At 55.4% G+C, this 21,408-nt stretch carries 16 protein-coding genes; 8 read left to right on the top strand and 8 right to left on the bottom strand.

Annotated elements, in window-relative coordinates:
• Window positions 1-791: 791 nt before the first annotated feature.
• Together F4555_RS11400 and F4555_RS10100 are read right to left on the bottom strand one after the other, a co-directional pair.
• On the bottom strand, window positions 792-914 hold the full coding sequence (locus F4555_RS11400; RefSeq protein ID WP_004013468.1) for a hypothetical protein: 123 nt from the start codon (window positions 912-914) through the stop codon (window positions 792-794).
• A gap of 85 nt (window positions 915-999) precedes the next feature.
• Window positions 1,000-1,839, bottom strand: coding sequence for an endonuclease domain-containing protein (locus tag F4555_RS10100; RefSeq protein WP_004013470.1), 840 nt, complete (start codon window positions 1,837-1,839; stop codon window positions 1,000-1,002).
• A gap of 205 nt (window positions 1,840-2,044) precedes the next feature.
• Between F4555_RS10100 and F4555_RS10095 the strand changes: the two genes are divergently transcribed.
• Together F4555_RS10095 and F4555_RS10090 are read left to right on the top strand one after the other, a co-directional pair.
• Window positions 2,045-2,203, top strand: a complete 159-nt coding sequence (locus F4555_RS10095) for a hypothetical protein (RefSeq protein ID WP_184076207.1) — start codon at window positions 2,045-2,047, stop codon at window positions 2,201-2,203.
• A gap of 1,181 nt (window positions 2,204-3,384) precedes the next feature.
• Entirely contained in the window at window positions 3,385-3,570 is a 186-nt protein-coding gene (locus tag F4555_RS10090; protein ID WP_004015380.1) for a transposase, read from the top strand.
• 845 nt (window positions 3,571-4,415) lie between these two features.
• Here F4555_RS10090 and rplI read toward each other — a convergent pair.
• The 4 genes from rplI to rpsF form a co-directional block, all read right to left on the bottom strand.
• Entirely contained in the window at window positions 4,416-4,880 is a 465-nt protein-coding gene (rplI, locus tag F4555_RS10085; RefSeq protein ID WP_004015930.1) for a 50S ribosomal protein L9, read from the bottom strand.
• A 13-nt stretch (window positions 4,881-4,893) separates the two neighbouring features.
• On the bottom strand, window positions 4,894-5,139 hold the full coding sequence (gene rpsR, locus F4555_RS10080) for a 30S ribosomal protein S18 (protein ID WP_004013477.1): 246 nt from the start codon (window positions 5,137-5,139) through the stop codon (window positions 4,894-4,896).
• Between the two features lie 74 nt (window positions 5,140-5,213).
• A complete protein-coding gene (locus F4555_RS10075) occupies window positions 5,214-5,852 on the bottom strand; it encodes a single-stranded DNA-binding protein (RefSeq protein WP_004013478.1) in 639 nt (212 codons plus the stop codon).
• A gap of 93 nt (window positions 5,853-5,945) precedes the next feature.
• On the bottom strand, window positions 5,946-6,233 hold the full coding sequence (gene rpsF / locus F4555_RS10070) for a 30S ribosomal protein S6 (protein ID WP_004013479.1): 288 nt from the start codon (window positions 6,231-6,233) through the stop codon (window positions 5,946-5,948).
• 212 nt (window positions 6,234-6,445) lie between these two features.
• Here rpsF and F4555_RS10065 point away from each other — a divergent pair, with 212 nt between their 5' ends.
• A complete protein-coding gene (locus F4555_RS10065; RefSeq protein ID WP_004013480.1) occupies window positions 6,446-7,948 on the top strand; it encodes a DUF1846 domain-containing protein in 1,503 nt (500 codons plus the stop codon).
• 143 nt (window positions 7,949-8,091) lie between these two features.
• Here the strand turns inward: F4555_RS10065 and F4555_RS10060 are convergent, their stop codons facing one another.
• Window positions 8,092-10,461, bottom strand: a complete 2,370-nt coding sequence (locus F4555_RS10060) for a transglycosylase domain-containing protein (RefSeq protein WP_115325669.1) — start codon at window positions 10,459-10,461, stop codon at window positions 8,092-8,094.
• Complete coding sequence (locus F4555_RS10055; RefSeq protein ID WP_115325671.1) at window positions 10,458-11,918, bottom strand: CCA tRNA nucleotidyltransferase; 1,461 nt, start codon at window positions 11,916-11,918, stop codon at window positions 10,458-10,460. The genes F4555_RS10060 and F4555_RS10055 overlap by 4 nt, the downstream gene beginning before the upstream one ends.
• Before the next feature lie 206 nt (window positions 11,919-12,124).
• Between F4555_RS10055 and F4555_RS10050 the strand changes: the two genes are divergently transcribed.
• The 5 genes from F4555_RS10050 (at window position 12,125) to F4555_RS10030 (ending at window position 20,817) form a co-directional block, all read left to right on the top strand.
• A complete protein-coding gene (locus F4555_RS10050) occupies window positions 12,125-12,559 on the top strand; it encodes an NUDIX hydrolase (RefSeq protein ID WP_004013483.1) in 435 nt (144 codons plus the stop codon).
• Window positions 12,560-12,596: 37 nt separating this feature from the next.
• Window positions 12,597-15,044, top strand: a complete 2,448-nt coding sequence (locus F4555_RS10045; RefSeq protein ID WP_115325673.1) for a DUF6049 family protein — start codon at window positions 12,597-12,599, stop codon at window positions 15,042-15,044.
• A complete protein-coding gene (gene murJ, locus F4555_RS10040; RefSeq protein WP_103758776.1) occupies window positions 15,041-16,795 on the top strand; it encodes a murein biosynthesis integral membrane protein MurJ in 1,755 nt (584 codons plus the stop codon). Before F4555_RS10045 ends, murJ begins: the two co-directional genes overlap by 4 nt.
• Window positions 16,796-17,306: 511 nt before the next feature.
• Window positions 17,307-18,275 (top strand): AAA family ATPase, encoded by a 969-nt coding sequence (locus F4555_RS10035; protein WP_036342784.1) that lies wholly within the window; start codon window positions 17,307-17,309, stop codon window positions 18,273-18,275.
• On the top strand, window positions 18,268-20,817 hold the full coding sequence (locus F4555_RS10030) for a S8 family peptidase (RefSeq protein WP_004013487.1): 2,550 nt from the start codon (window positions 18,268-18,270) through the stop codon (window positions 20,815-20,817). The genes F4555_RS10035 and F4555_RS10030 overlap by 8 nt, the downstream gene beginning before the upstream one ends.
• The last annotated feature ends 591 nt before the right edge of the window (window positions 20,818-21,408 follow it).

Genomic DNA, 21,408 nt, shown 5'->3' with positions numbered 1-21,408 from the left:
CTGTTGGTCGCTACCGTGCGTCGGTTTTCGGCTTCATGAGGTGCCATCTCTAATCGAGGCAAAACGCGGAAAATCCAACCCGGCACACACTCCCGACGACAAACCCAAGACAAAACTGCCCGGCATGTAGTTTCGGTGACAAACCCAGGATAATCCCGACCCGGCACGCAATTTTGGTGGCGGATCCTGGATAAGGCCGGTTCGGTACTCAGTTTCGGTGACAAACCCAAGAAAATCCCGACCCGGCACTCAGTTTCGGTGGCGGATCCTGGATAAGGCCGGTTCGGTATGCAGTTTTAGTGGTAAAACCGGGATAATTCAGGGTTTTGGTGGGGGAATTGTGGCAATTTCAGGAAATAATAGCCGCACCTGTAGCCAAATCGGCCACCCTGTCCCGAAAAATCCTGAAATCACCACCAACCCCCACCCGAAAATCCCCGAAAACCCCCGAAAACCCCGGATTCGACACCAACTCCAGCCTGAACCGGTAACAAACCCCGAATTCGCCACCAACTCCAGCCTGAACCGGTAACAAACCCCGAATTCGCCACCAACTCCGGTCTGAACCGGTAACAAACCCCGGATTCGCCACCAACTCCGGTCTGAACCGGTAACAAACCCCGGATTCGCCACCAACTCCGGCCAACGTATCAAGGCGTTTAGAATCCCCGCCGGTGACAAACCCCGGATAAGGCCGGTTCGGTATGCAGTTTTGATGGTAAAACCGGGATAATTTAGGGTTTTGGTGGGGAATTTGTGACAATTTCAGGAAATAATAGCCGCACCTGTAGCTAAATCGGCCACCCTGTCCCGAAAAATCCTGAAATCACCACCAACCCCCACCCGAAAATCCCCGAAAACCCCGGATCAACCAGCGAGAATTGCCGGTGATTGTCCTCATAGCCGTAGACCATACCCGCCCTGAATCCGACACCGACTCAAACCTGAGGCTCTCGACAACACAACAACGCAACCCGTACCCTGTACCCCGACACCGACTCAAACCTGGGGCTCTCTGCGGTATTTACGTTTTTCGATTATTCCCGCTAGTCTTTTCTGAGTCTTATCCCATTCGCGCCAAATATGCGCGTAACTCAAACGCAGTACCTGGTAACCAAGCTCCTCTGAAGTAAAATCACGTTCCCTGTCCTTGTGGTAATTTTCATCCTGAGTATGGTGCGCCCTGCTGTCACATTCCACAATAAAAGACTTCCCAACCAGTAAATCCACCCTTCCCACCGACCGGATGCGTTCTTGGGTTCGCACCGGCAGATTGCGGCGGTTAAACCACAGGCGCACTCGGGTTTCACTGCCGGATTCCGCTCCAGGCGCAAAATGTCGCAGTAACTTTCGTTTCTGCGCAGACTGCCTAGCAATGAGAGCCTCGCCATCTCGATAAGTAATCAAACCCATATTTACCGCTGATTCCAGCATCACCAGCGCGGTCTCGGCATCATGGTGTTTCATTACATCGACTAGACAATCTTCCACCGAACGTATCGAAAGCAGTCTGGAATCAGCACCTCGATGCGTGATTACCCCTGATTCAGCCAGATTCGGCTGAGCATTTCTCCAGCTTTTCACGCATATGTGAAGGCTTCTCTGATATTGCGGGGGAATCCACAGTCCGTGGACATTACAACCGGAGATGCAGCCCAGTTGTCCTCCATGCTTGATGGCCGCTATTGCCCCAGGGTCGGCATGTTCATACGCGTACCATCCCCGGCGGATTTCTTTTAGCTCACCGGTGAACACAAGCTTCTTCAGTTGGCGCCAATTCACACCTTTTGCCCGCAACGAACCCGTAGTTTCTATTCCCGCATAAGAATCTTTAATCACGTTTAATATTGTTACATATTTTTCATTGCTTTTGTTACTTGTAAAGTGTTCCTGTGGAAACGCATCCGCCCAGTTTGAGGGCGTGACAAAACCAGGATAAAACCGAGCCGGAGCGCAGTTTTGGTGGCGGATCCTGGATAAGGCCGGTTCGGTATGCAGTTTTGGTGGTAAAACCGGGATAATTTAGGGTTTTGGTGGGGGAATTGTGGCAATTTCAGGAAATAATAGCCATACCTGGAGCCAAATCGGCCACCCTGTCCCGAAAAATCCTGAAATCACCACCAACCCCCACCCGAAAACCCCCGAAACACCCGAAAACCCCGAAAACCCCGGATTCGCCACCAACTCTGGTCTGAACCGGTAACAAACCCCGGATTCGCCGCCAACTCCGGTGTCGGAGATACGGGGATCTGCTGCCTCCCCGGTAACAAACCCCGGATAAGGCCGGTTCGGTATGCAGTTTTGGTGGTAAAACCGGGATAATTCAGGGTTTTGGTGGGGGAATTGTGGCAATTTCAGGAAATAATAGCCGCACCTGTAGCCAAATCGGCCACCCTGTCCCGAAAAATCCTGAAATCACCACCAACCCCCACCCGAAAATCCCCGAAAACCCCCGAAAACCCCGGATTCGCCACCAACTCCGGCCTAAACCAGTAACAAACCCCAGATTCGCCACCAACTCCAGCCTGAACCAGTAACAAACCCCAGATTCGCCACCAACTCCGGCCTGAACCAGTAACAAACCCTGGATTTGCCGCCAACTCCGGTGTCGGAGATACGGGGATCTGCTGCCTCCCCGGTGACAAACCCCGGATAAAGCCGGTTCGGTATGCAGTTTTGGTGGTAAAACCGGGATAACTTAGGGTTTTGCTGGGGGAATTGTGGCAATTTCAGGAAATAATAGCCACACCTGGAGCCAAATCGGCCATCCTGTCCCGAAAAACCCTGAAATCACCACCAACCCCCACCCGAAAACCCCGAAACACCCGAAAACCCCGGATTCGCCACCAACTCCGGTCTAAACCGGTAACAAACCCCAGATTCGCCACCAACTCCGGCTGAAACCTCGTTCAACCAGTCGTGTTCCCCGGTAACAAACCCCCGGATAAAGCCGGTTCGGTATGCAGTTTTAGTGGTAAAACCGGGATAATTCAGGGTTTTGGTGGGGGAATTGTGGCAATTTCAGGAAATAATAGCCGCACCTGTAGCCAAATCGGCCATCCTGTCCCGAAAAATCCTGAAATCACCACCAAACCACACCTACCCTTCAAAAAGCCTGAGGCCGCGACCAAGCCAAACTGGGAGTCCCGAGGCCTTCTAGGTTTACGGCCAAACCCTCGACTATTCCGCACACTCTCATCAAACCTGAACACCTAAAAGTCCAGGTAAAACCGCAAATCAAGGAGCCTAAACCAGAACCGCCACTATAGCACGCGGCATAGATCTCGCTCAAGCCGACTACCACCTGTCAAGCGCAGGTTTAATTTGAGCGTTGGGGCTGCGGTGGAATTCTTGGACCGAATTTGGACTGAGGAGGAGTCTCTCATGTTTAGTGTTGAGCAGCGTCGTGTGGCTGTGGAGTTGTTTATTAAATACGATTACAGTGTTTCCGCTGTGATCAGGGAGTTGGGTTACCCATCCGCTAACTCGCTACGGTCTTGGTGGCGCGAGTACCAGGAAACCGGAGTTAATGCCCATCAATTGGGTAATCGGCAGAAATACGTGTTTTGAGGGTTAAAACTATAAAAGCGTGTCTAAATATCCGGTTTCCACCCGAGCTCCACAGCTTTAGTGTGTCCGGTTTGTGACAAAACCAAGAAAATTTGGGGCCAACACGAAAGGGCTTGTGACAAAACCAGGAAAATTCAAGATAAGTTGACCGATTTAGTTCATGGTTGAGGCGGTTTTTCCTGAATTCGTCACAGCCGGATACGAATATTGCCGCCAGGCTCAGAAATCACTGCTACATTTCGGGTTAAAGCTTAAAAAGTGTGTCTAAAAATCGAGGTTTTGATTGGTATTCCAATGAAAAGTCGAGGTGTCTAAGCTTTTTGGGCTTAGCGGGTCGGGGTTGGGGTTAATAACCGAATTATGTGTCTTATTTTGGGATTTTTGTCTGGTATTCCAATGAAAAGTCGAGGTGTCTAAGCTTTTTGGGCTTAGCGGGTCGGGGTTGGGGTTAATAACCGAATTATGTGTCTTATTTTGGGATTTTTGTCTGGTATTCCAACGAAAACTCGGGATTGTTTAGCTATTTTTGCTTATTTCATAACCATGCTTGACATTTCTCAAAAGCGTGTCCTAAGCAACTGCACTCCTGTCGCTGGCTTATAAGCCCCAAATGACGTGCCCAAACGCCAAGGAGAGGCGAAATAAGCACTTAGGTAGTAAGCCACACCCCCGAAAATCCGCCAGCAACACGCCCGATAAAAACATACATATTTGTGCCAGTTACCCTCAATCTGCGGCTTCATGAGGTGCCATTTTTCTAGCTGGCGATGCTCCCCAAAAAGAGTTAAATCGTTTCGGGGACAGCATGGCTGTCCCCGAAACTCATTTTCACATCCAGTGCCGGCCTATTTTGCGGCGCGAATAATAACTTCCAGCGGCGAGCTCAGTTCCTCGAACAGACGCACCGTCAACTGGTAGGTACCCACGGCTTTAAGCGGCTGGTCAACCATAATCTTGCGCTTGTCGATTTCCACGCCCTTTTGTGCCTTGGCGGCTTTCGCAATCTGGTCGGTGGTAATGGAACCGAACAGGCGGCCATTCGCACCGGCCTTGGCATCAATCAGAATCGGGTCACCCTCGGTAAGCTTCGCCTTGACCATCTGGGCAGTCTCCATAGAGGCAATTTGCTGGCGAGCCAGCGAGGCCTTCAACCGATCGATAACCGTCTGGGATCCCTTGGTCCAGGGCATTGCCATGCGACGGGGAATCAAGTAGTTGCGGGCGTATCCGGGACGAACTTCAACCACATCCCCGGCCACGCCGAGCTTTTCGACTTCGTGGGTCAGAATAACCTTGGTGTTTTGAGTCATTGCAATCCTCCCTTTAGCGAGCCGAGCTCGAGTAGGGGAGCAGCGCCATTTCGCGGGCGTTCTTAACGGCCTTGGCAATCAAACGCTGCTCCTGGGTGGTGACACCGGTGACCCGACGGGCGCGAATCTTGCCGCGATCCGAAATGAACTTACGCAGCAAAGCGGTGTCTTTGTAGTCAATCGGCCCTACTTTATGAGCCTTTACCGGGGTGAATTTCTTCCGGCTGATGGGTTTGGATTTCCGGGCTTTGTTACCCATAGTTTCTCCTTGTATTTCCTAGTTTCAAACAGCCACTAACGGGCTTAAAGTTTGTGAATATTCACGGTTGTTGCTTAAAAAGGCGGGTCTTGGTCAAAGTTTGACTGGGGGGCACCGCCACCGAATCCGCCGGCGGGAGACCCCCAAGGGTCGTCCGCCCCGCCCTGGCCGCCGCCCGAGCCACCTTGGTTACCACCGGAGCCATATCCGGGCTGGGATGGCGCTCCCCCGCTACCTTGACCACCGGAGCCACCGAAACTATTGGCATAGTTTCCGCCAGCCGAACCGCCGGATCCGCCATAGCCAGCACCGCCATAGCCGCTCTGGCCGCCGAAACCGGCATCACGACGCTGATTGCGCTCCACATGAGCCGTGGCGTAACGCAACGAGGGTCCAATCTCGTCTACGGTCATCTCGATTACCGTGCGACGTTCGCCCTGCTGGGTTTCCCACGAACGCTGTTGCAGACGCCCCGAGGCAATAACCCGCATCCCCTTTTTCAGGGATTCCGCGATATTCTCGCCCATTTCGCGCCACGCCGAGCAGCGCATAAACATGGCCTCCCCATCTTTCCAAGAGTTGGTTGACCGATCAAAAGTGCGCGGGGTCGATGCTATCGTAAACGAAGCCACCGCCGTCCCGTCGCCAATCCACCGGACTTCCGGGTCTGCCGTGAGATTACCCACAATCGTGATAGTTGTTTCGCCAGCCATTGTTCCTCCTTACTTAATTCGCGAAATCTCGCCCTAAACTGCCAGTTATTTTCAGCTTAAACCAGACCCTGGGGCAAAAATTTCGCTATCTCGTCAGGCGTCGCGGCGCAGCAACTTGGTTCGTAAAATAGATTCATTGAGCGACAACTGTCGGTCAAGTTCCTTGGCAACTTCCGGGGTGGTTTCCATGTCAACCACAACGTAAATCCCATCAGTTTTCTTTAAAATGGGGTAAGCCAAACGGCGTTTGCCCCACACATCGAGCTTTTCAACCTTCCCCCCCAGGTCGTTAACCTGGCCAAACAGGGCGCTCATCGAAGGTTCCACGGTGCGCTCGTCAACCTCGGGGTCGACAATCACCATCATTTCGTATTTTCGCAAGGTTTTCTCCTCTGGTCTTTGCGGTTACGGTCCTTCCGTAACAGGAGTTCGCCCGCCCGACTAGCCCCTCATGAAGCCGCGACAAACAGGCCAAACCAGTCTACCGTTTCCGGCGCACTTACACCAATTGTTCCCCCACCCGAGCGCCAAGATAACACCCCCTCAGATTTTCCACTACAATCGATACGTTAAATCGTAAAGGAAGAGAGAAAATGACCAATAAGATTGGATTTGACCGTCAAAAATACATCAAAATGCAGTCCGAACACATCGCCCAACGCCGCCGCGAAATCGCCGGGGATGACGGGCGACTCTACCTAGAGATGGGTGGAAAGCTGTTCGACGACTACCACGCCTCACGGGTGCTGCCCGGTTTCACCCCGGATAATAAAATCGCGATGCTGCGCGAACTCAAGGACGAAATCGAAATCCTGGTGTGTGTCAGCGCGCTCGACTTGCAACGCCAAAAAATCCGCGCCGACTTGGGGATTACCTACGAAGACGACGTGTTGCGCCTAATTGACGTGTTCCGCGAGGGCGGTTTCCTGGTAAAGAACGTGGTGATGACACGCCTGGAAGACGACAACGTGCCGGCGCTGGCCTTCAAGGAACGCCTGGAACGCCTGGGACTAAAGGTAGCGCGACACCGCATTATTCCGGGCTATCCCACTGACACGCAACTGGTGCTGTCTGATAAAGGTTTGGGACGCAATGACTATGTGGAACTGGAACGCAACCTGATTGTGGTCACCGCGCCCGGTCCAGGTTCCGGGAAACTGGCCACCTGCTTATCCCAGGTGTATCACGACCACCAGCGTGGTATTAACGCGCGTTACGCCAAGTTTGAAACCTTCCCAATCTGGAACCTGCCGCTGGAACACCCGGTGAATCTGGCTTATGAAGCGGCGACAGCCGACCTCGATGACATTAACCTGATTGACCCGTATCACCTGGCGGCTTACGGCAAACAAGTCACGTCCTATAACCGTGACATGGAGACCTTCCCGCTGCTCAAAACCATGTTGGAACAGATTGCAGGGTCTTCGCCCTACCAGTCGCCCACCGACATGGGCGTGAATATGGCCGGGTATTGCATCCAGGATGACGCGGTGTGCCAAGAAGCCGCGCGCCAAGAAATCATCCGCCGCTATTACAAGGCGCTGGTAGAGGAAGCCAAGGAAGGCCGCGACGGCACGATGTCGGGGCGGATTGCCTTGATTATGGCCAAGGCGGGCACTTCCACGTGGCAACGCAAAGTGGTGGGCTCAGCTCTGGAGATAGAGCACGCTACTGGCCAACCCGGCAGTGCTCTAGAACTGCACGACGGCACCATAATCAAAGGCAAAACCTCGGCTTTGCTGGGATGTTCGGCGGCTATGGTGCTGAATGCCCTGAAATACTTGGCGGGAATCGACCCAGAAATCGACCTGCTGTCGCGCGCCTCGATTGAACCGATTCAGACTCTGAAAACCGAACATTTGGGGTCACGTAACCCACGGTTGCACACCGACGAGGTGCTGATTGCCCTGTCGGTATCCGCCGCCACGGATCCCAATGCCCGCGCCGCTTTAGGCAAGTTAAAGGAGCTGGAAGGCTGCAACGTCCACACCACCACTATTTTGGGTTCCGTGGACGAAGGGATTTTCCGCAATCTGGGGATACTGGTTACTTCCGAACCCAAGTTCCAGCGCAAGAGCTTGTATCGCAAGCACTAGGGCTGCGGGCGAATTTCGGTTCGCCGCGCGCCGGGTGTTCTTTCGTTCGGAGCGCCTTTTCATGAGGTGCCAGCCGGGATTTAGGCATTTTGCCGAATTTTCGGCTGGCACCTCATGAATTCCAAACCCAAAAGCAATACCCGCTAACCGGTGATATCGGCCTCGGTGCTGCCAGTGTCGGAACCACCTGAGTTACCACCGGGGTTACCACCTGAGTTACCACCGGGGTTGCTCGGCGCGGGATTATCTGGCGCCGGGTTATCTGGCGGGGGATCACCCGGCGCGGGGTTGCCTGGCGGAGTGGCACCACCACCAGCACCGCCACCAGCACCCCCGTCGGCACCGCCGTCGGCACCCCCGGTTTCACTGGGATTCGTCCCCGGGAGCCCAGGGTTACCTGGTCTGGTTTCGTGCGGAGCCGGATTGCCGCCCTCAGAGCCAGCACCACCCACATTGCCTGGATTCTCGGCGGGAGGCGAACTGGGCGATTCTACCGCCTCGGGGGCTTGCGACGGGCGCGAGGGGATGTCGGTGAAGTCGGGGGCACTGGAGCGCTTCACTTGGGCGTGCCCAATCTTGCCGACTTTGCCGAATTGCTCGACTTCCATGTCTTTCACCGCCCGGGACATGTATTGTTTCCACAGCCACGCCGGCCAGTTCGCCCCCATGACTTCCCTTTCGCCGCCGAAGGGGGTGATTTGTTCCTCGGTGCCACCCGGTCCGACTTGATACATACCCACCACGGTTACCGCCTGGGGGACGAAACCTACCATCACCGCCGACTTGTTGTCGGACGAGGATCCGGTTTTAGCCGCAGCTGGGCGCCCAATCTGGGCTATAGCGGCGGTGCCGCCGGGTGCAATCACGTCTTCCATGGCCTGGGTGGCAGTCAAGGCCACGTTTCGATCGAGCACTTGTTCGGGGGTAAAAGACGGCATGTACACGATATCCCCGCTCGCGTCAGTGACCTGGCGAATCAGGTGCACTACTTCGCGTTTACCTTCGTTGGCAATCGTGGTATAGGCCGTGACTAAGTCCAGGGCGGTGGGGGAAGAGGAACCCAAAATATTCGTCAGCACGGCATCCAGACCGGGGGTTTTCTCGGACAAACCCAGGCGAATCGCGACCTCCTTGGTCAAGTTCGGCCCTATCTTGGCGTTTATGAGCGCATAGGGCACGTTTAGGGATTTGGCGGTGGCGGTGGCCAAGGTGACATTACCGTAAGAATATCCCCCGAAATTCTGAATCGGTACCCCTTGAATAATGGCCGGGGAATTCGCGTTGTAAATATCATTGATACTGCCGCCTTGTTCCAAATACGCAATCAAACCGAAAATCTTAAATGTCGAGCCGGCCTGGAAGTGGTCTTGGGTCACCGCATTGGACTGGATTTTCATATAATCCGCACCGGGGTACTCGGCGATGATTTCGCCGTTTTTCGGGTCAACTGACACCATCGACACCCGCAGGTTCGGGGCGTGTCCCTCCGGCAGTTTCGCTACTGAGTCCACCATCAGTTGCTGTTTGGACTGGTCGATGGTGGTGACAATCTTGAGCCCCTGGGTGTCGATTTGTTCCTCGGACAGCCCGGCCAAGTCTTTGAGTTCCTGGCGAGCCTGGAACATGAAATAACCGTTTACCCCCCCAAAATTCTGTTTACTTTGTGAAGGCGGGCGCACGGCGGGGAATTCGGCGAAACGTTTTTCTTCAGGCGTGATATAGCCGGATTCCGCCATGTAAGTCAGCACCCGCAGCCACCGTTTCTTGGCCATCTCGGGGCTGACCGCCGGATCCCAAGCGGAAGGAGCTGGGATAATCCCTGAAAGCATCGCGGCCTCTGACACGGTCAAATCCGAGGCGGATTTCCCGAAATATGCTTTGGCGGCAGCCTGGATGCCATACGAGCCGCGGCCGAAATAAATCGTGTTCAAATAGTTACCCAGGATTTCTTCCTTGTCCTGTTGCCGGTTGATTTTCAACGCCAAAATCGCTTCCTTGGCTTTCGCCCAGTAACGTTGAAACACATTGCCTTTCGACGTGTTTTCCGACATATAGTAACGCTCTATGTACTGCTGGGACAGGGTCGAGGCTCCCTGTAGGGAACGTCCGCGCGCATTGTTGATAAACGCCCGGATAATGCCTTTCAAATCGACCCCAGAGTTTGTCCAAAACGTCCGGTCTTCGGAGGCCACCACGGCGTTACCCACGTATTTAGGCAGTTTCGTGGTGTCGACAATTTCGCGGTTGACCTCGGCAAATTTTCCAATCTCGGTTTTACCGTCCGCATAGTAAACCGTGGTGACCTGGGAGCGGGCAAATTGGGATGGTTTGGGAATCTCAGTGGTGGCATAGGTTATCAAAAACGTCGCAAATGCCCCCACAATTACCAGTAAAAATAGCAATAGCAAGCTCAAGAACGTATTGCGAACATAGTGGTGCTTGCGCCGCTGCGGGCGAACTTGACGCACACTTTGGCCTGTGACCCGCCTGGGTTGTACCCGACTGGGACTCATGAGCCCTCCCTTCCTGTAGCCTGACCATTGTGACATTTCTCCCACCATTCGCGCAGCACAGTTTCGGCGGTCTCGTGTCCCACCAGGCCGTTTTCCATGCGATACGCCAAGAGATACTTATAGGCCTTGCCTACCTGCGGGCCGGGGGAAATCCCCAGGATTTCCATGATTTCCGAGCCGTCAAGCTCCGGGCGTACCGCGTCGAGTTCCTCTTTGGCCTGCAGTGCCGCAATCCGCGCCTCTAGGTCGTCGTAGGCGGCCGACAGACGCTCGGCTTTACGCACATTGCGGGTGGTGCAATCCGCGCGGGTCAACCGGTGTAAACGTTGCAACAGGGGTCCTGCGTCGGTAACGTAGCGACGCACCGCCGAATCCGTCCACGGCTGTTCCCCGTAGCCATGAAAGCGCTGGTGCAGCGCAATCAGACGCGACACGTCACGAATCGTGGCTTTGTCGTATTTCAACTCCCGCAGCCGGCGCCGCGCAATCTTGGCTCCCACCACATCGTGCTGGTGGAAGGTCACCACTCCCCCGCCCTCAAAACGCCGGGTAGCGGGTTTCCCGATGTCGTGCAGCAAAGCTGCCAGGCGCAGCACCAAGTCGGGTTCGGGAACCGGACCGTCTGGGCCGGTCTCTTGCGCGATGGCTTGTTCCAGCACAATCAGGGAATGTTCCCACACGTCCTTGTGGCGTTTGTGTTCGTCTTGCATATCGCGCAAATCCATCAGTTCGGGCACTACTTGCGCGGCCACATCGGTGTAAACCATCAGTTCCAACCCGCGCCGTGGCCAGGGCGAGACCAGCAGCCGGGAAAACTCTGCCTGGATGCGTTCGCGCGAAACAATCTGCAGGCGCTCGCGCATATCCTGCATGGCGGTCAGCACGCTGTAGTCAATATCAAATCCCAGTTGGGCGGCGAATCGCGCGGCGCGCATAATCCGCAACGGGTCGTCGTTGAAGGATTCCTCGGGGGAAATCGGGGTGCGCAACATCTGTTGCTCCAAGTCGCGTTCGCCCCCCGTCGGGTCGACTAGCGTCATTTCGGGCAGGCGCAGCGCCATCGCGTTGACGGTGAAATCGCGTCGCCACAGGTCGCCTTCCAGGGTGTCACCGAATTTCACGAGGGGCTTGCGGGAATCTCGCTGATATTCATCGCAACGATAAGTCGTAATCTCGAAGCTGGCGTCGCCTTTGCGTGCCCCGATAGTGCCGAAGTTGCGTCCCACGTCCCACACGGCATCCGCCCAGGGCCGCAAAACGGTTTCGATTTCTTCGGGTCGCGCCGAGGTCGTGAGGTCGAGGTCATGAGGGGCTTGTCCCAATAGAGCATCTCGCACCGGCCCGCCTACCAGAGCAATTTCGAAACCGGCGCCGGTAAAAACATCCCCCAGGGGTGCCACTAGTGGCACCAATTCGGAAATCACGGCTGTCGGGTTTTTTCCTTGCACAATACCCACGTCGCTCCTTCTGTTGCGTTAGTCTTTTTTTATTTTAGCCCATGGGGTGACACGAAAAATATGCGGATTCCTTGGGTAAAGCCCCCGGGTGGCTTTAAAGTTGAGGTATGCCACCATTGCCGCCGGGTAACCCCCCCCGTGACGTGAACGTGGAGCCCGCCCCTCCAGGCTTTTATCGTTCCCGTTCAGGTCGGCTGCTGCCCATTGTGGAAGAGGTATCAGCAGGCGGATTAGCGGTTGACCTGGTTGACGGCCAGGTCTGTGCGGCGCTGATTTTGCGCCGGGCTCGCACGGGGCGTCTGGAGTGGTTGTTGCCCAAGGGCCATGTCGAGCCTGGGGAAACTCCCGGACAGGCGGCGGCGCGTGAAATCGAAGAGGAAACCGGGATTCACTGTCGCCCGGTGCGGTTTATTTCCGCGATGGATTATTGGTTTTCCGGTCCGGATCGGCGGGTTCACAAGGTGGTACATCATTTCTTGTGTGAAACGATAGGTGGCGAGATTACGGTGGAAAACGACCCGGATTGCGAGGCTACCGCTGCGGGGTGGGTGCCGCTGGTGGTGATGAATCAGCGTTTGGCGTATCCGGCGGAGCGTCGTATCGCCGCGATTGCTATGAAATTGCTGGGGGTCAAGCAATGAGCCGCAGTATCAGCCGCTAGACCGCTAAGCTAGCTTTGTGGTTCAGTTTGGTTTTTCGCTCCGTGACTTGGGGTTCGGGGTGCTGTTGGGAGCGCTTTCATTAGGTGCCATCCCACTGGTGTCCCCCGTCTCCCCTGATGCCCTGGCCGTAAATCTGTCAACCACGTCCACCACCGAAATGCCTAGTTCAAAGGAAAAACCAAGGGAAAAAGATGTGAACATGGCGGTGGTGGATATTGCGGAAATGACACCGGTACTGCACCCAGATACCCCCGTTTTCCACCTTAAAGCTACGGTCACCTTGCCAGCCGGCACCGATTTCCAAGCCGATGTCAGCCTATCGGTGGCCTCTCGCACGCCAATAACCCGCCAAGAACTCGCGGATTGGGCGGTGGATAAAACCCGCAAAACCACCTTGAAAACCGTGGCCACCATGGAAAATGTCTCGCTTTTTGCTGCGAAACCCCGGGAACTAGAATTCAAGGTACCTCGCCAAGACTTGCCTTTGGGACACAGCTCCGAGTGGGGACCACGTTTCTTGGAAGTCAGCGTCACCCCCCACCTGAAGAGGAAACCAGCTCAAGAACCGTTTTCCGCCAGGTCATTCTTGGTGTGGGATTCCGGGGCAGCCTTTAAACCCTCGCAAATGTTGGCTTTAATGCCGGTGGTGACCACCCCAGCTGATGCGGCACAAAGCGGGCAAGTACTGCCAGATTTCGCCGCTCACCCCGCCCCGCGACAGGTCAAACTCTGTGAACTAGCCCAGATTGCCCCCCTCACTCCGGTTTTCGACCCGCTACTCATGAACCCCCACGGAAAAACCCTGGCCACCGTCAGGCGAGCATTGCAACTCAAAGAAACCACCCCGAAGAAAACGAATTCAAAACCCGGCGCAACCGAAAAAACTGACAACCACGTCAACAATTTAAACCAAGAAACTCAAGGGCTATCAACAAACCAAAACCCGCCTTATCACCCGACCCTGGCTGAACTGCAGCGCACGGGTCAATGCGGCAATATGCCCCCCGCCTACCTGCCGCCCGGGGATTTCGCCGCCGCCAACACCGCTTGGCTCAACCACCATCAACCCGGCACAAACAACTCCCCCCACCAAACCAACCCCGAGGTCACTTCGAACCGGAAACTGCTAACAGCTGCGCAACACCTCGCCGCGCGCCTGAACGACACCCCAGGGATAGCTCACTGGCAAGAAAACCTGATATTGTGGCCCCAACTTTCAGGTTCACCCACCCCCAACATCGCGACAGAAGTCACCACCTGGGGCACCAAAGCACCCCTGGTGGTGGAATCCGACGCGCAATACACCGAAACCCCGAAACCAGAAACCTACCAAACCGATGCCCGCCACGAAATCGAGGTAAACCGCAACACCACCACCCTAGGCTGGGTCGCCGACCGAGAACTCAGCGACTTGCTAAACAACGATGCGACACACCTAGGATTCAAAACCAATAACACCCCCTCACCACTATTGTTACGCCAATGGGCGCTGGCAACCACCGCCGTGTTAACCCGAGAACGCCCCTTTGCACCCCGGCTATTTGTGGCCGGGACTAGTCGCGATTACGCGGCCACCCCGGCACAAACCACCGTTATCAAAGCCTTGATAGAAGCGCGGTGGTTAGAATTCCCCGACTGGCGCGAAGTCAGCCCAGATAACCGCGGACACCTTAAACTGACCCCACCCCCACCCCCTAAAAAAAACGAGTTCACGACGCTGACCAGCAGTGACAATACCGGGCGGACGATTTATGCCAACCCGGCTTGGAACCTGGCACAAAACCTGGAACGCAGCGCCGCCCTGGAAACCGTGTTGGAAAACAGTGCGGAATTCCGCGAAGCCTTCCAAGAAATCCAGGTCAGATCCATGTGTGCCAGCTGCGAAAACACCTTGCCCAACACGACCCTAAGCCCCGGCAACCACACCGCGAAACCCCGAGAGGACAACCACCCGGATTCCGCCACTAATCCCGGATGGCACCTCATGAACCCGCCACACCCCGGGGCAACCGCCCTGATAGACCCCGACGTGAGCGAAAAATTACTGAACCTGGTGAAAGCCCAGCCGGCCTCGGTGATAAACCTAATCGATAAAGAAGCCAAGATACCGATTTCCGTAACCAACAACTACGACACCCCAGTAGACGTGCGGGTGCGACTGAAACCCAGCAACTCCCGGTTACAATTCGACCAGTCGCCCCAACTGCGAATCCCCGCCCACGCCACCGCGCAAACCCGGATTCCCGTCACGGCGGTCGGACACGGGGATATTACGGTGCGCGTCACCCTGGGCAACGAGGCTGGGCAAGAAATCGGCCGCCCGGAAGAAATCCAGCTGCGGGTGCACGCCCAGTGGGAATCCACCGGAGTCTATGTCCTGGCCGTAATTCTGACTATAGTGCTGATAGGTGGGATTACCCGCCGGATTGTTAAAGGCCGCAAACCCAAGCGAGAGAAGTCATGAGTGATACTAAAGATTCGAAACCGCAAATGGCACCTCGTGACCAGGAAGGCGAAGCTGCGACCGACCCGGGCACGCAAGTCGCCGCCGGCGTAGAGTCAACCAATCGCGGTAAATCCTCGGTGATTATGGCGGCCGGCACCCTGGTCAGCCGGATTCTGGGGTTCGTGCGGCAGTGGCTGTTGGTCGCGGCAATCGGCGGCTACGGGATAGCCGATGCGTTCAACACCGCCAACACCTTGCCCAACACCCTGTACAACCTGCTGGCCGGGGGGATTTTAAACGCAATCTTGGTGCCGACCATTGTGCGCACCCTGTCGCAAAACAAAGGCCACGAGGGCACCGACCGGGTGAACGCCCTGTTGACCCTGACAGCGATTATCCTGTTGGGTTTGACCGTGTTGACCGTGGCGTTGGCCTGGCCGATTGTGTTGCTCTTTGGCGGGGGGATGCACCCGCAACTGTTTTCCTTGACAGTGATTTTCGCGCTGTGGTGCCTGCCCCAGATTTTCTTTTACGGGGTATACGCCCTGTTGGGACAGGTTTTGAACTCGCTTTCCAGTTTCGGCCCCTACATGTGGGCGCCGGTGGTGAATAACCTGGTGGGTATCGCGGGTCTGGGGGTGTTCCTGTTTCTTTACGGGACGGCACCGGCACATAACTTTGATGTTTCCGCTTGGGACACCTCGCGTATCGTGCTGTTAGCCGGGTCGATGACCCTGGGGATTGCGCTGCAAGCCCTGATTTTGGTGTTTCCTTTGCAGCATCTGGGTTTCCAGTTGCGCGCGAACTTCCACTGGCGCGGTTTGGGTTTCCGGCGCACCGGGCGGGTCGCAGCCTGGGCTTTTGCGGGGTTGCTGGCCAATTCGGTGATGACTCTGATTGTGACTCGTATCGGCTCCGAAGCCAACGGAGTGGGGCAGGCCGCCAACCAGTTCTATCCCGCCACCTCGATTTACGGCTATGCCACGATGCTGTATATTTTGCCGCAATCCCTGGTGACCATCTCGGTTTCCACCGCGTTCTTCACGGCGATGGCCTTTCACGCCACCCAAGGTGATTTCGCGGCGCTCTCCGCCGACTACCTCCAGGCGGTGCGCCTGTCTTCCCTGTTCACGATACCGTTGGCGGGAATGTTGATTGTGGGGGCACTGCCTTTAGCGAATTTCACGGCCTCGGCGTTGCCCCCCGACCAGGCTCGGGCGATGGCCGTGGTTTTAGTGACCATAAGCCTGGGGATTCCCGCCCAAACAATTTTCGTCACGAATACCCGGGTATTGTATTCCCTAGAGGACACCCGTGCGCAGTTCCTGTCGACTTTGCCGTTTCCACTGTTGACAGGGTGTTTAGCGGTGTTCGCGTATTTGGCGCTGTCCCCGGAGTGGTGGCTGGAGGTCACGGTGATTGGTGAGCCTTTGGCGCAGTTCCTGGCGGCCTGGTGGGGTTTCAGGATGTTGCGGCGTCACGGCCTGGATTCTAAGGTATTACACCAGATAGCGGAGCATTACTGGCGGTGTGTGGCAGCGACGGTTTTGGCGGGGCTGCCGGCGACAGTACTGTTTGCATTGCCGGTTCCCGGTGCGGGGTGGTCAATCGGGGCGACTTTCACCTCGGGTTTGGGGCGTTGCCTGGTGGTTGGTCTGATAATGGTTCCACTGTATATCCTGTTCACCTGGATTTTTGGGGTACATGAGGTACGGCGCGTGGCAGCGACGAAGTCGCGTGAGCCACGCGCTAAACGGCGGAGGCGTTAAAAAACGGCCACGATTGGCCGTTTTAGCCGAAGCACCTTAAAAAACCGGCAGCGACGAAGTCGCGTGAGCCACGCGCTAAACGGCGGAGGCGTTAAAAAAACGGCCACGATTGGCCGTTTTAGCCGAAGCACCTTAAAAAACCGGCAGCGACGAAGTCGCGTGAGCCACGCGCTAAACGGCGGAGGCGTTAAAAAACGGCCACGATTGGCCGTTTTAGCCGAAGCACCTTAAAAAACCGGCAGCGACGAAGTCGCGTGAGCCACGCGCTAAACGGCGGAGGCGTTAAAAAACGGCCACGATTGGCCGTTTTAGCCGAAGCACCTTAAAAAACAACTCACGGCGGCAACCCACCGTAGCCGGAATCGTCAATGAAAACGTGCACGGTTAAACATAATGACGCATATCCTACTACGGACTTGAAGCCGGAATCGGAGTTCCTTGTTGGTTTTGGTTGGTAAAATATGGGTTGACTGTACTCGGTTTTGTGCGCGTTGCGGATTGGAGGTGCATTGTGACTGGTAGTGGGCAACATGTGGCGGCTATGGTGCGTAGCTACGCGGCGGGGGATGACGAGAATTTTTATTCAGTTGCTCTTCAGGTGGCGGCACGCGAAGCGAAGGCAGGACATCACGTGTTGGCTAATGACATTAAAAATGCGGTTGATACTTCCAGGGAATCTAAGACTTTGTGCCAGGTTACGACACTGGCGCAGCCGCGTGGTGAACTCTCCGAACTGGTAGAGGCTACTTACCCGGAGGTCAGGCTCAACGAGCTGGTGGTTGCGCCGGGATTGTTGTCCCAAATAAAACAAGTGTTGGCGGAACAGCGGCAGCGAAAAAAACTGCTTGACTATGGGTTTGTTCCTGCGCACCGCCTGCTGTTGGAGGGCCCGCCGGGTACTGGCAAAACAATGACCGCCGCTGTTATCGCCTGCGAGCTGGGGATTCCGATGTTCACGATTCGTCTCGATAGCCTGCTTAGCAAATTCATGGGCGAGACTGCCGGCAAGTTGCGATTGGTTTTTGATGCGGTTTCCAGGAATCGCGCGGTGTATTTTTTTGATGAGTTTGATGCTTTAGGTGCTGATCGTGGCGGTAATGATGTTGGGGAGGCGCGCCGGATATTGAGCTCTTTCCTGGTTTTCTTGGAGCAGGCCAGCAACGAATCTATAGTGATAGCCGCCACTAATCACCGGGATTTTCTGGATTACGCCTTGTTCCGACGCTTCGATGCGGTGCTTACTTACGGTCTGCCCGATGTGCGTCAGGCGGTGACGGTGATGAAAGCGCGTCTTGGCGGTCTCGCTGCTGGTGTGAGCATGGCTGGTCTTGGTGAGTATACGTCAGGGTTAAGCCACGCGGAATTGGTGAAGGCGGCTGAGGTTGCTGCTAAGACGGTTCTGTTGCGTGGGGAACGTCAAGTCGGTCGCGCTGATTTGGTGGATGCATTAGTTGCTAGGAGGGCGGCGCGTCGTGCCTAGTAACGAACCTGGTTTGAATCATTTGCTTATACAAGGCTATGCGCAATCCAAGGTTTTTAATCGGGGAGGCGGTGGGTCGCCGCAGGTTCGGCCGGTGAATCGCGGTGAGCACGGCTTGCGTCTTAAACAGGCGGCGAAGCTGGCTTTCCAGGCTTGTGAGCAGAACCGTAAGGCTCTGCCCCTTAGCGAGGAACTGCGCGCAACGGGCACAGTGATTACCCTGGAGGGGGAAGAAGCAGACTGTCCCTTGAAGCTGGATTCCCTAAGCAGACGCACCAGCGAACAGAATAGTAAACCTAAGTGGATGCTGTTATCGGCTCGTGCAGCGGAGCAGGACACACCGGAACGTGCCACTGTGTGGGTTAGTGATGAGTATCGACAGGATTTCTTGAAACTGTTTGCGGACTATCTTGACGATACCAAGAACACCAAGAACGGCAAACCGAGTAACCAGGAACTGGTAGCGAATATTTCACGTATCCGGCAGGGAATCTTAGAGGATTTATGGACATCGTCCTCGCCATTACCTCCGAGGGGCGTGAAGTGTTGGTGGGAGGTGTGGCTCGACGCGACTAGTCCCCAGGTTGATAACTGGCAGAAGTACGTTAAAGTGTCTGGTCTCAAGGAAAAGAATCAACGATTACGGCTGAATGACCGCTTGATTGTGTGGGTGGAGACCTCTCGGGAACAGGTTCAGACTTTACTGTTCTCCGCTGTGCCAATCACGGAACTTCGGCAGCCCGAATTCATCGATATGATTGCTGATCTCTCGCCAGAAGAAAAAGATGACTATGTCTTGGAACTAGCCGAAAGAACCGTTCCGGCTCCCGATGCTTTCCCGGCGGTTTGCGTTTTGGATACCGGGGTGCTCTATACCCACGAACTGTTACAACATTCGTTAGCACCGCAGGATTGCCACTCGATTTTTGGTGGTTCTGGCACGGATGTTTTAGGGCATGGCACGATTATGGCCGGTCTCGCGCTTTACGGAGATTTGAACCCAATAATGGGGAGCAGTGGAATTGTTTCGCTTCACCATCGTCTTGAATCTGTCAGGATGTGGCCTGGTGTCGGTGAAAAACCGGTTGACCCGTTTGATTATGGTACGGCCACTGTTACGGCAGTGACTTATCCCGAGATAGCATCTCATGAACGTCGCAGAGTATTTTGCCTGGCGCTAAGCAGTGACCCGGATAATCCCGGGGAGCCCTCATTGTGGTCGGCAGCGGTGGATGCGCTTGCGGTTGGCACCGATATTACCCGCGAAGGCCGCGAAATCCAGCTACTCTCCACACCAGACCCGCACTCGACGCGGCTTTTCCTGGTAGCGGCTGGGAATGTGGCCAGATACTCCGATGATTACCGCACGAATTGCGTGAACTCGCCTATCCATGACCCCGCCCAGGCCTGGAATGCGCTCACGGTTGGAGCCTACACCGAGATGACGAAGACTCCGACACATCCACAATACCAAGGGTGGCAACCGGTGGCCGAGGAGGGAGATATTTCCCCGCATACCAGCACCTCGGTGTATTTCGACCAAAACCGGTGGCCTATAAAACCCGATATTTGTATGGAAGGTGGCAACGCGCTCAGTGACGGCAAGGGGCTTATCGAGCCTCGAGTGTCTACGTTGTCCTTGCTTTCCACGAGTAGAAAAAACACGACTGCGCTGACAACCGCTAACGCCACCAGCGCCGCCACCGCCCAAGCCGCGCGTCTGGCCGCTCTCGCGATGAGTCGATACCCCGACTATTGGCCAGAAACCATCCGTGGTCTACTCACCCACGAGGCGCAATGGACCAAAACCATGAAAAACCGCCTCGCTGTGAACAACAGCAAGAAAGCCCGCCAGAACCTGCTGCGCGAATTCGGGTGGGGCGTACCCACAGAAAGTAACGTTCTAAATTCCCAGCTCAACGCAGTAACCCTGGTTACCCAAGATAGCTTTATTCCATTTACCGGCAAGGACTACGCTATGCCGCATTTTCGGTTGCATTCCCTGCCGTGGCCTCGCGAAGTTCTCGAAGACTTGGGCGAAAACCCAGTGCAGCTGCGCATCACCTTATCATACTTCATTGAGCCCTCTGCCTCCCGGCGGGGTTGGCGCAACAAATATGCTTACGCTTCCCACGGGCTACGCTTCGACCTACAGGGCTGCCTAGAGACTCAAAACGAATTCATTAGTCGCATCAACCGGGAACCAAGAAGCTCAGGAGACAGCACCCGAGCCAAAGACTCCCAACGATGGCTACTTGGGGAAAGAAACCGCCATCTTGGCTCCCTGCACCAAGATGAATGGATTGGGACAGGCTCCGAACTAGCCCACTGCCACAATATAGCGGTTTATCCCGTGGGTGGTTGGTGGAAAAACAACACTCGCAAGAATCGTCGCGACCTAGCTATCCGCTATGCCCTAATCACCTCGCTACGAACAGAGACAGAAAACATCGACCTATACACGCCAATCGCTACACAGCTACCCATCCCCGTGGCAGTTCCCGTGGGAACTCCTGCGGCTGGTTATGTTTCTGGAAACTAACTTTAGCCTCAGTTCCCTTGACAGATTGAAACCTAATGGGGGGTAATGTGGGAAAACACGGTGGTGCCGGGCTTACGCCCGGCACCACCTTTTCTCATCATCAATCTGAAAATCTGAATCTTTGTCTCGCACCCAGAAACCCGGGAATATAAGCCTTGGAATCCAGATGATTCACGCGGTGCCGCATCGTCTATGCGCCCGCACCGCCACGCAGAATCGAAGCAAGGAAAATACCCCGGTTCTACGCTGTGCGGGGGTGGTCTTTGACCGCCCCCGCACAGTCTTTGTTTCGTTGCTTGTGTCGCTGTTTTCGATGGTGTGGCGAGCGACGGCGCGCGAGCGCACCAAGGCACCAAGGCGCGGAGGCGGCGCAGCACAGCACAGCCAGGGAAATAGTTGTGAAATAAGGAAGCGGCCAGCCTGGTTAGGCTGGCCGCGATTTCCTTAATCGTCCTTCGGCGGATTCTTACGCAGCTTCTCATTTATGAGAATTACTGCTAGAATTGCCTCAGGCAAGGAAACCAGGAATACGATGAAGTCGCTCATCGTGACCTCCTTGTTCCTTAAAGCCCCGGCCACTACCGGGGCTTT

The organism is Mobiluncus mulieris (assembly GCF_014204735.1).
Lineage (GTDB): Bacteria > Actinomycetota > Actinomycetes > Actinomycetales > Actinomycetaceae > Mobiluncus > Mobiluncus mulieris.
The sequence above is the reverse complement of the archived record's forward strand: the minus strand, read 5'-3'. Positions and strand labels throughout refer to the sequence as shown.

Coding starts and splice junctions, on each gene's coding strand:
- murJ (WP_103758776.1), top strand. CDS start 15,041: ATGAGTGATACTAAAGATTCGAAACCGCAAATGGCACCTCGTGACCAG.
- F4555_RS11400 (WP_004013468.1), bottom strand. CDS start 914: ATGGTCTACGGCTATGAGGACAATCACCGGCAATTCTCGCTGGTTGAT.
- F4555_RS10075 (WP_004013478.1), bottom strand. CDS start 5,852: ATGGCTGGCGAAACAACTATCACGATTGTGGGTAATCTCACGGCAGAC.
- F4555_RS10060 (WP_115325669.1), bottom strand. CDS start 10,461: ATGAGTCCCAGTCGGGTACAACCCAGGCGGGTCACAGGCCAAAGTGTG.
- F4555_RS10090 (WP_004015380.1), top strand. CDS start 3,385: ATGTTTAGTGTTGAGCAGCGTCGTGTGGCTGTGGAGTTGTTTATTAAA.
- F4555_RS10065 (WP_004013480.1), top strand. CDS start 6,446: ATGACCAATAAGATTGGATTTGACCGTCAAAAATACATCAAAATGCAG.
- rplI (WP_004015930.1), bottom strand. CDS start 4,880: ATGACTCAAAACACCAAGGTTATTCTGACCCACGAAGTCGAAAAGCTC.
- rpsR (WP_004013477.1), bottom strand. CDS start 5,139: ATGGGTAACAAAGCCCGGAAATCCAAACCCATCAGCCGGAAGAAATTC.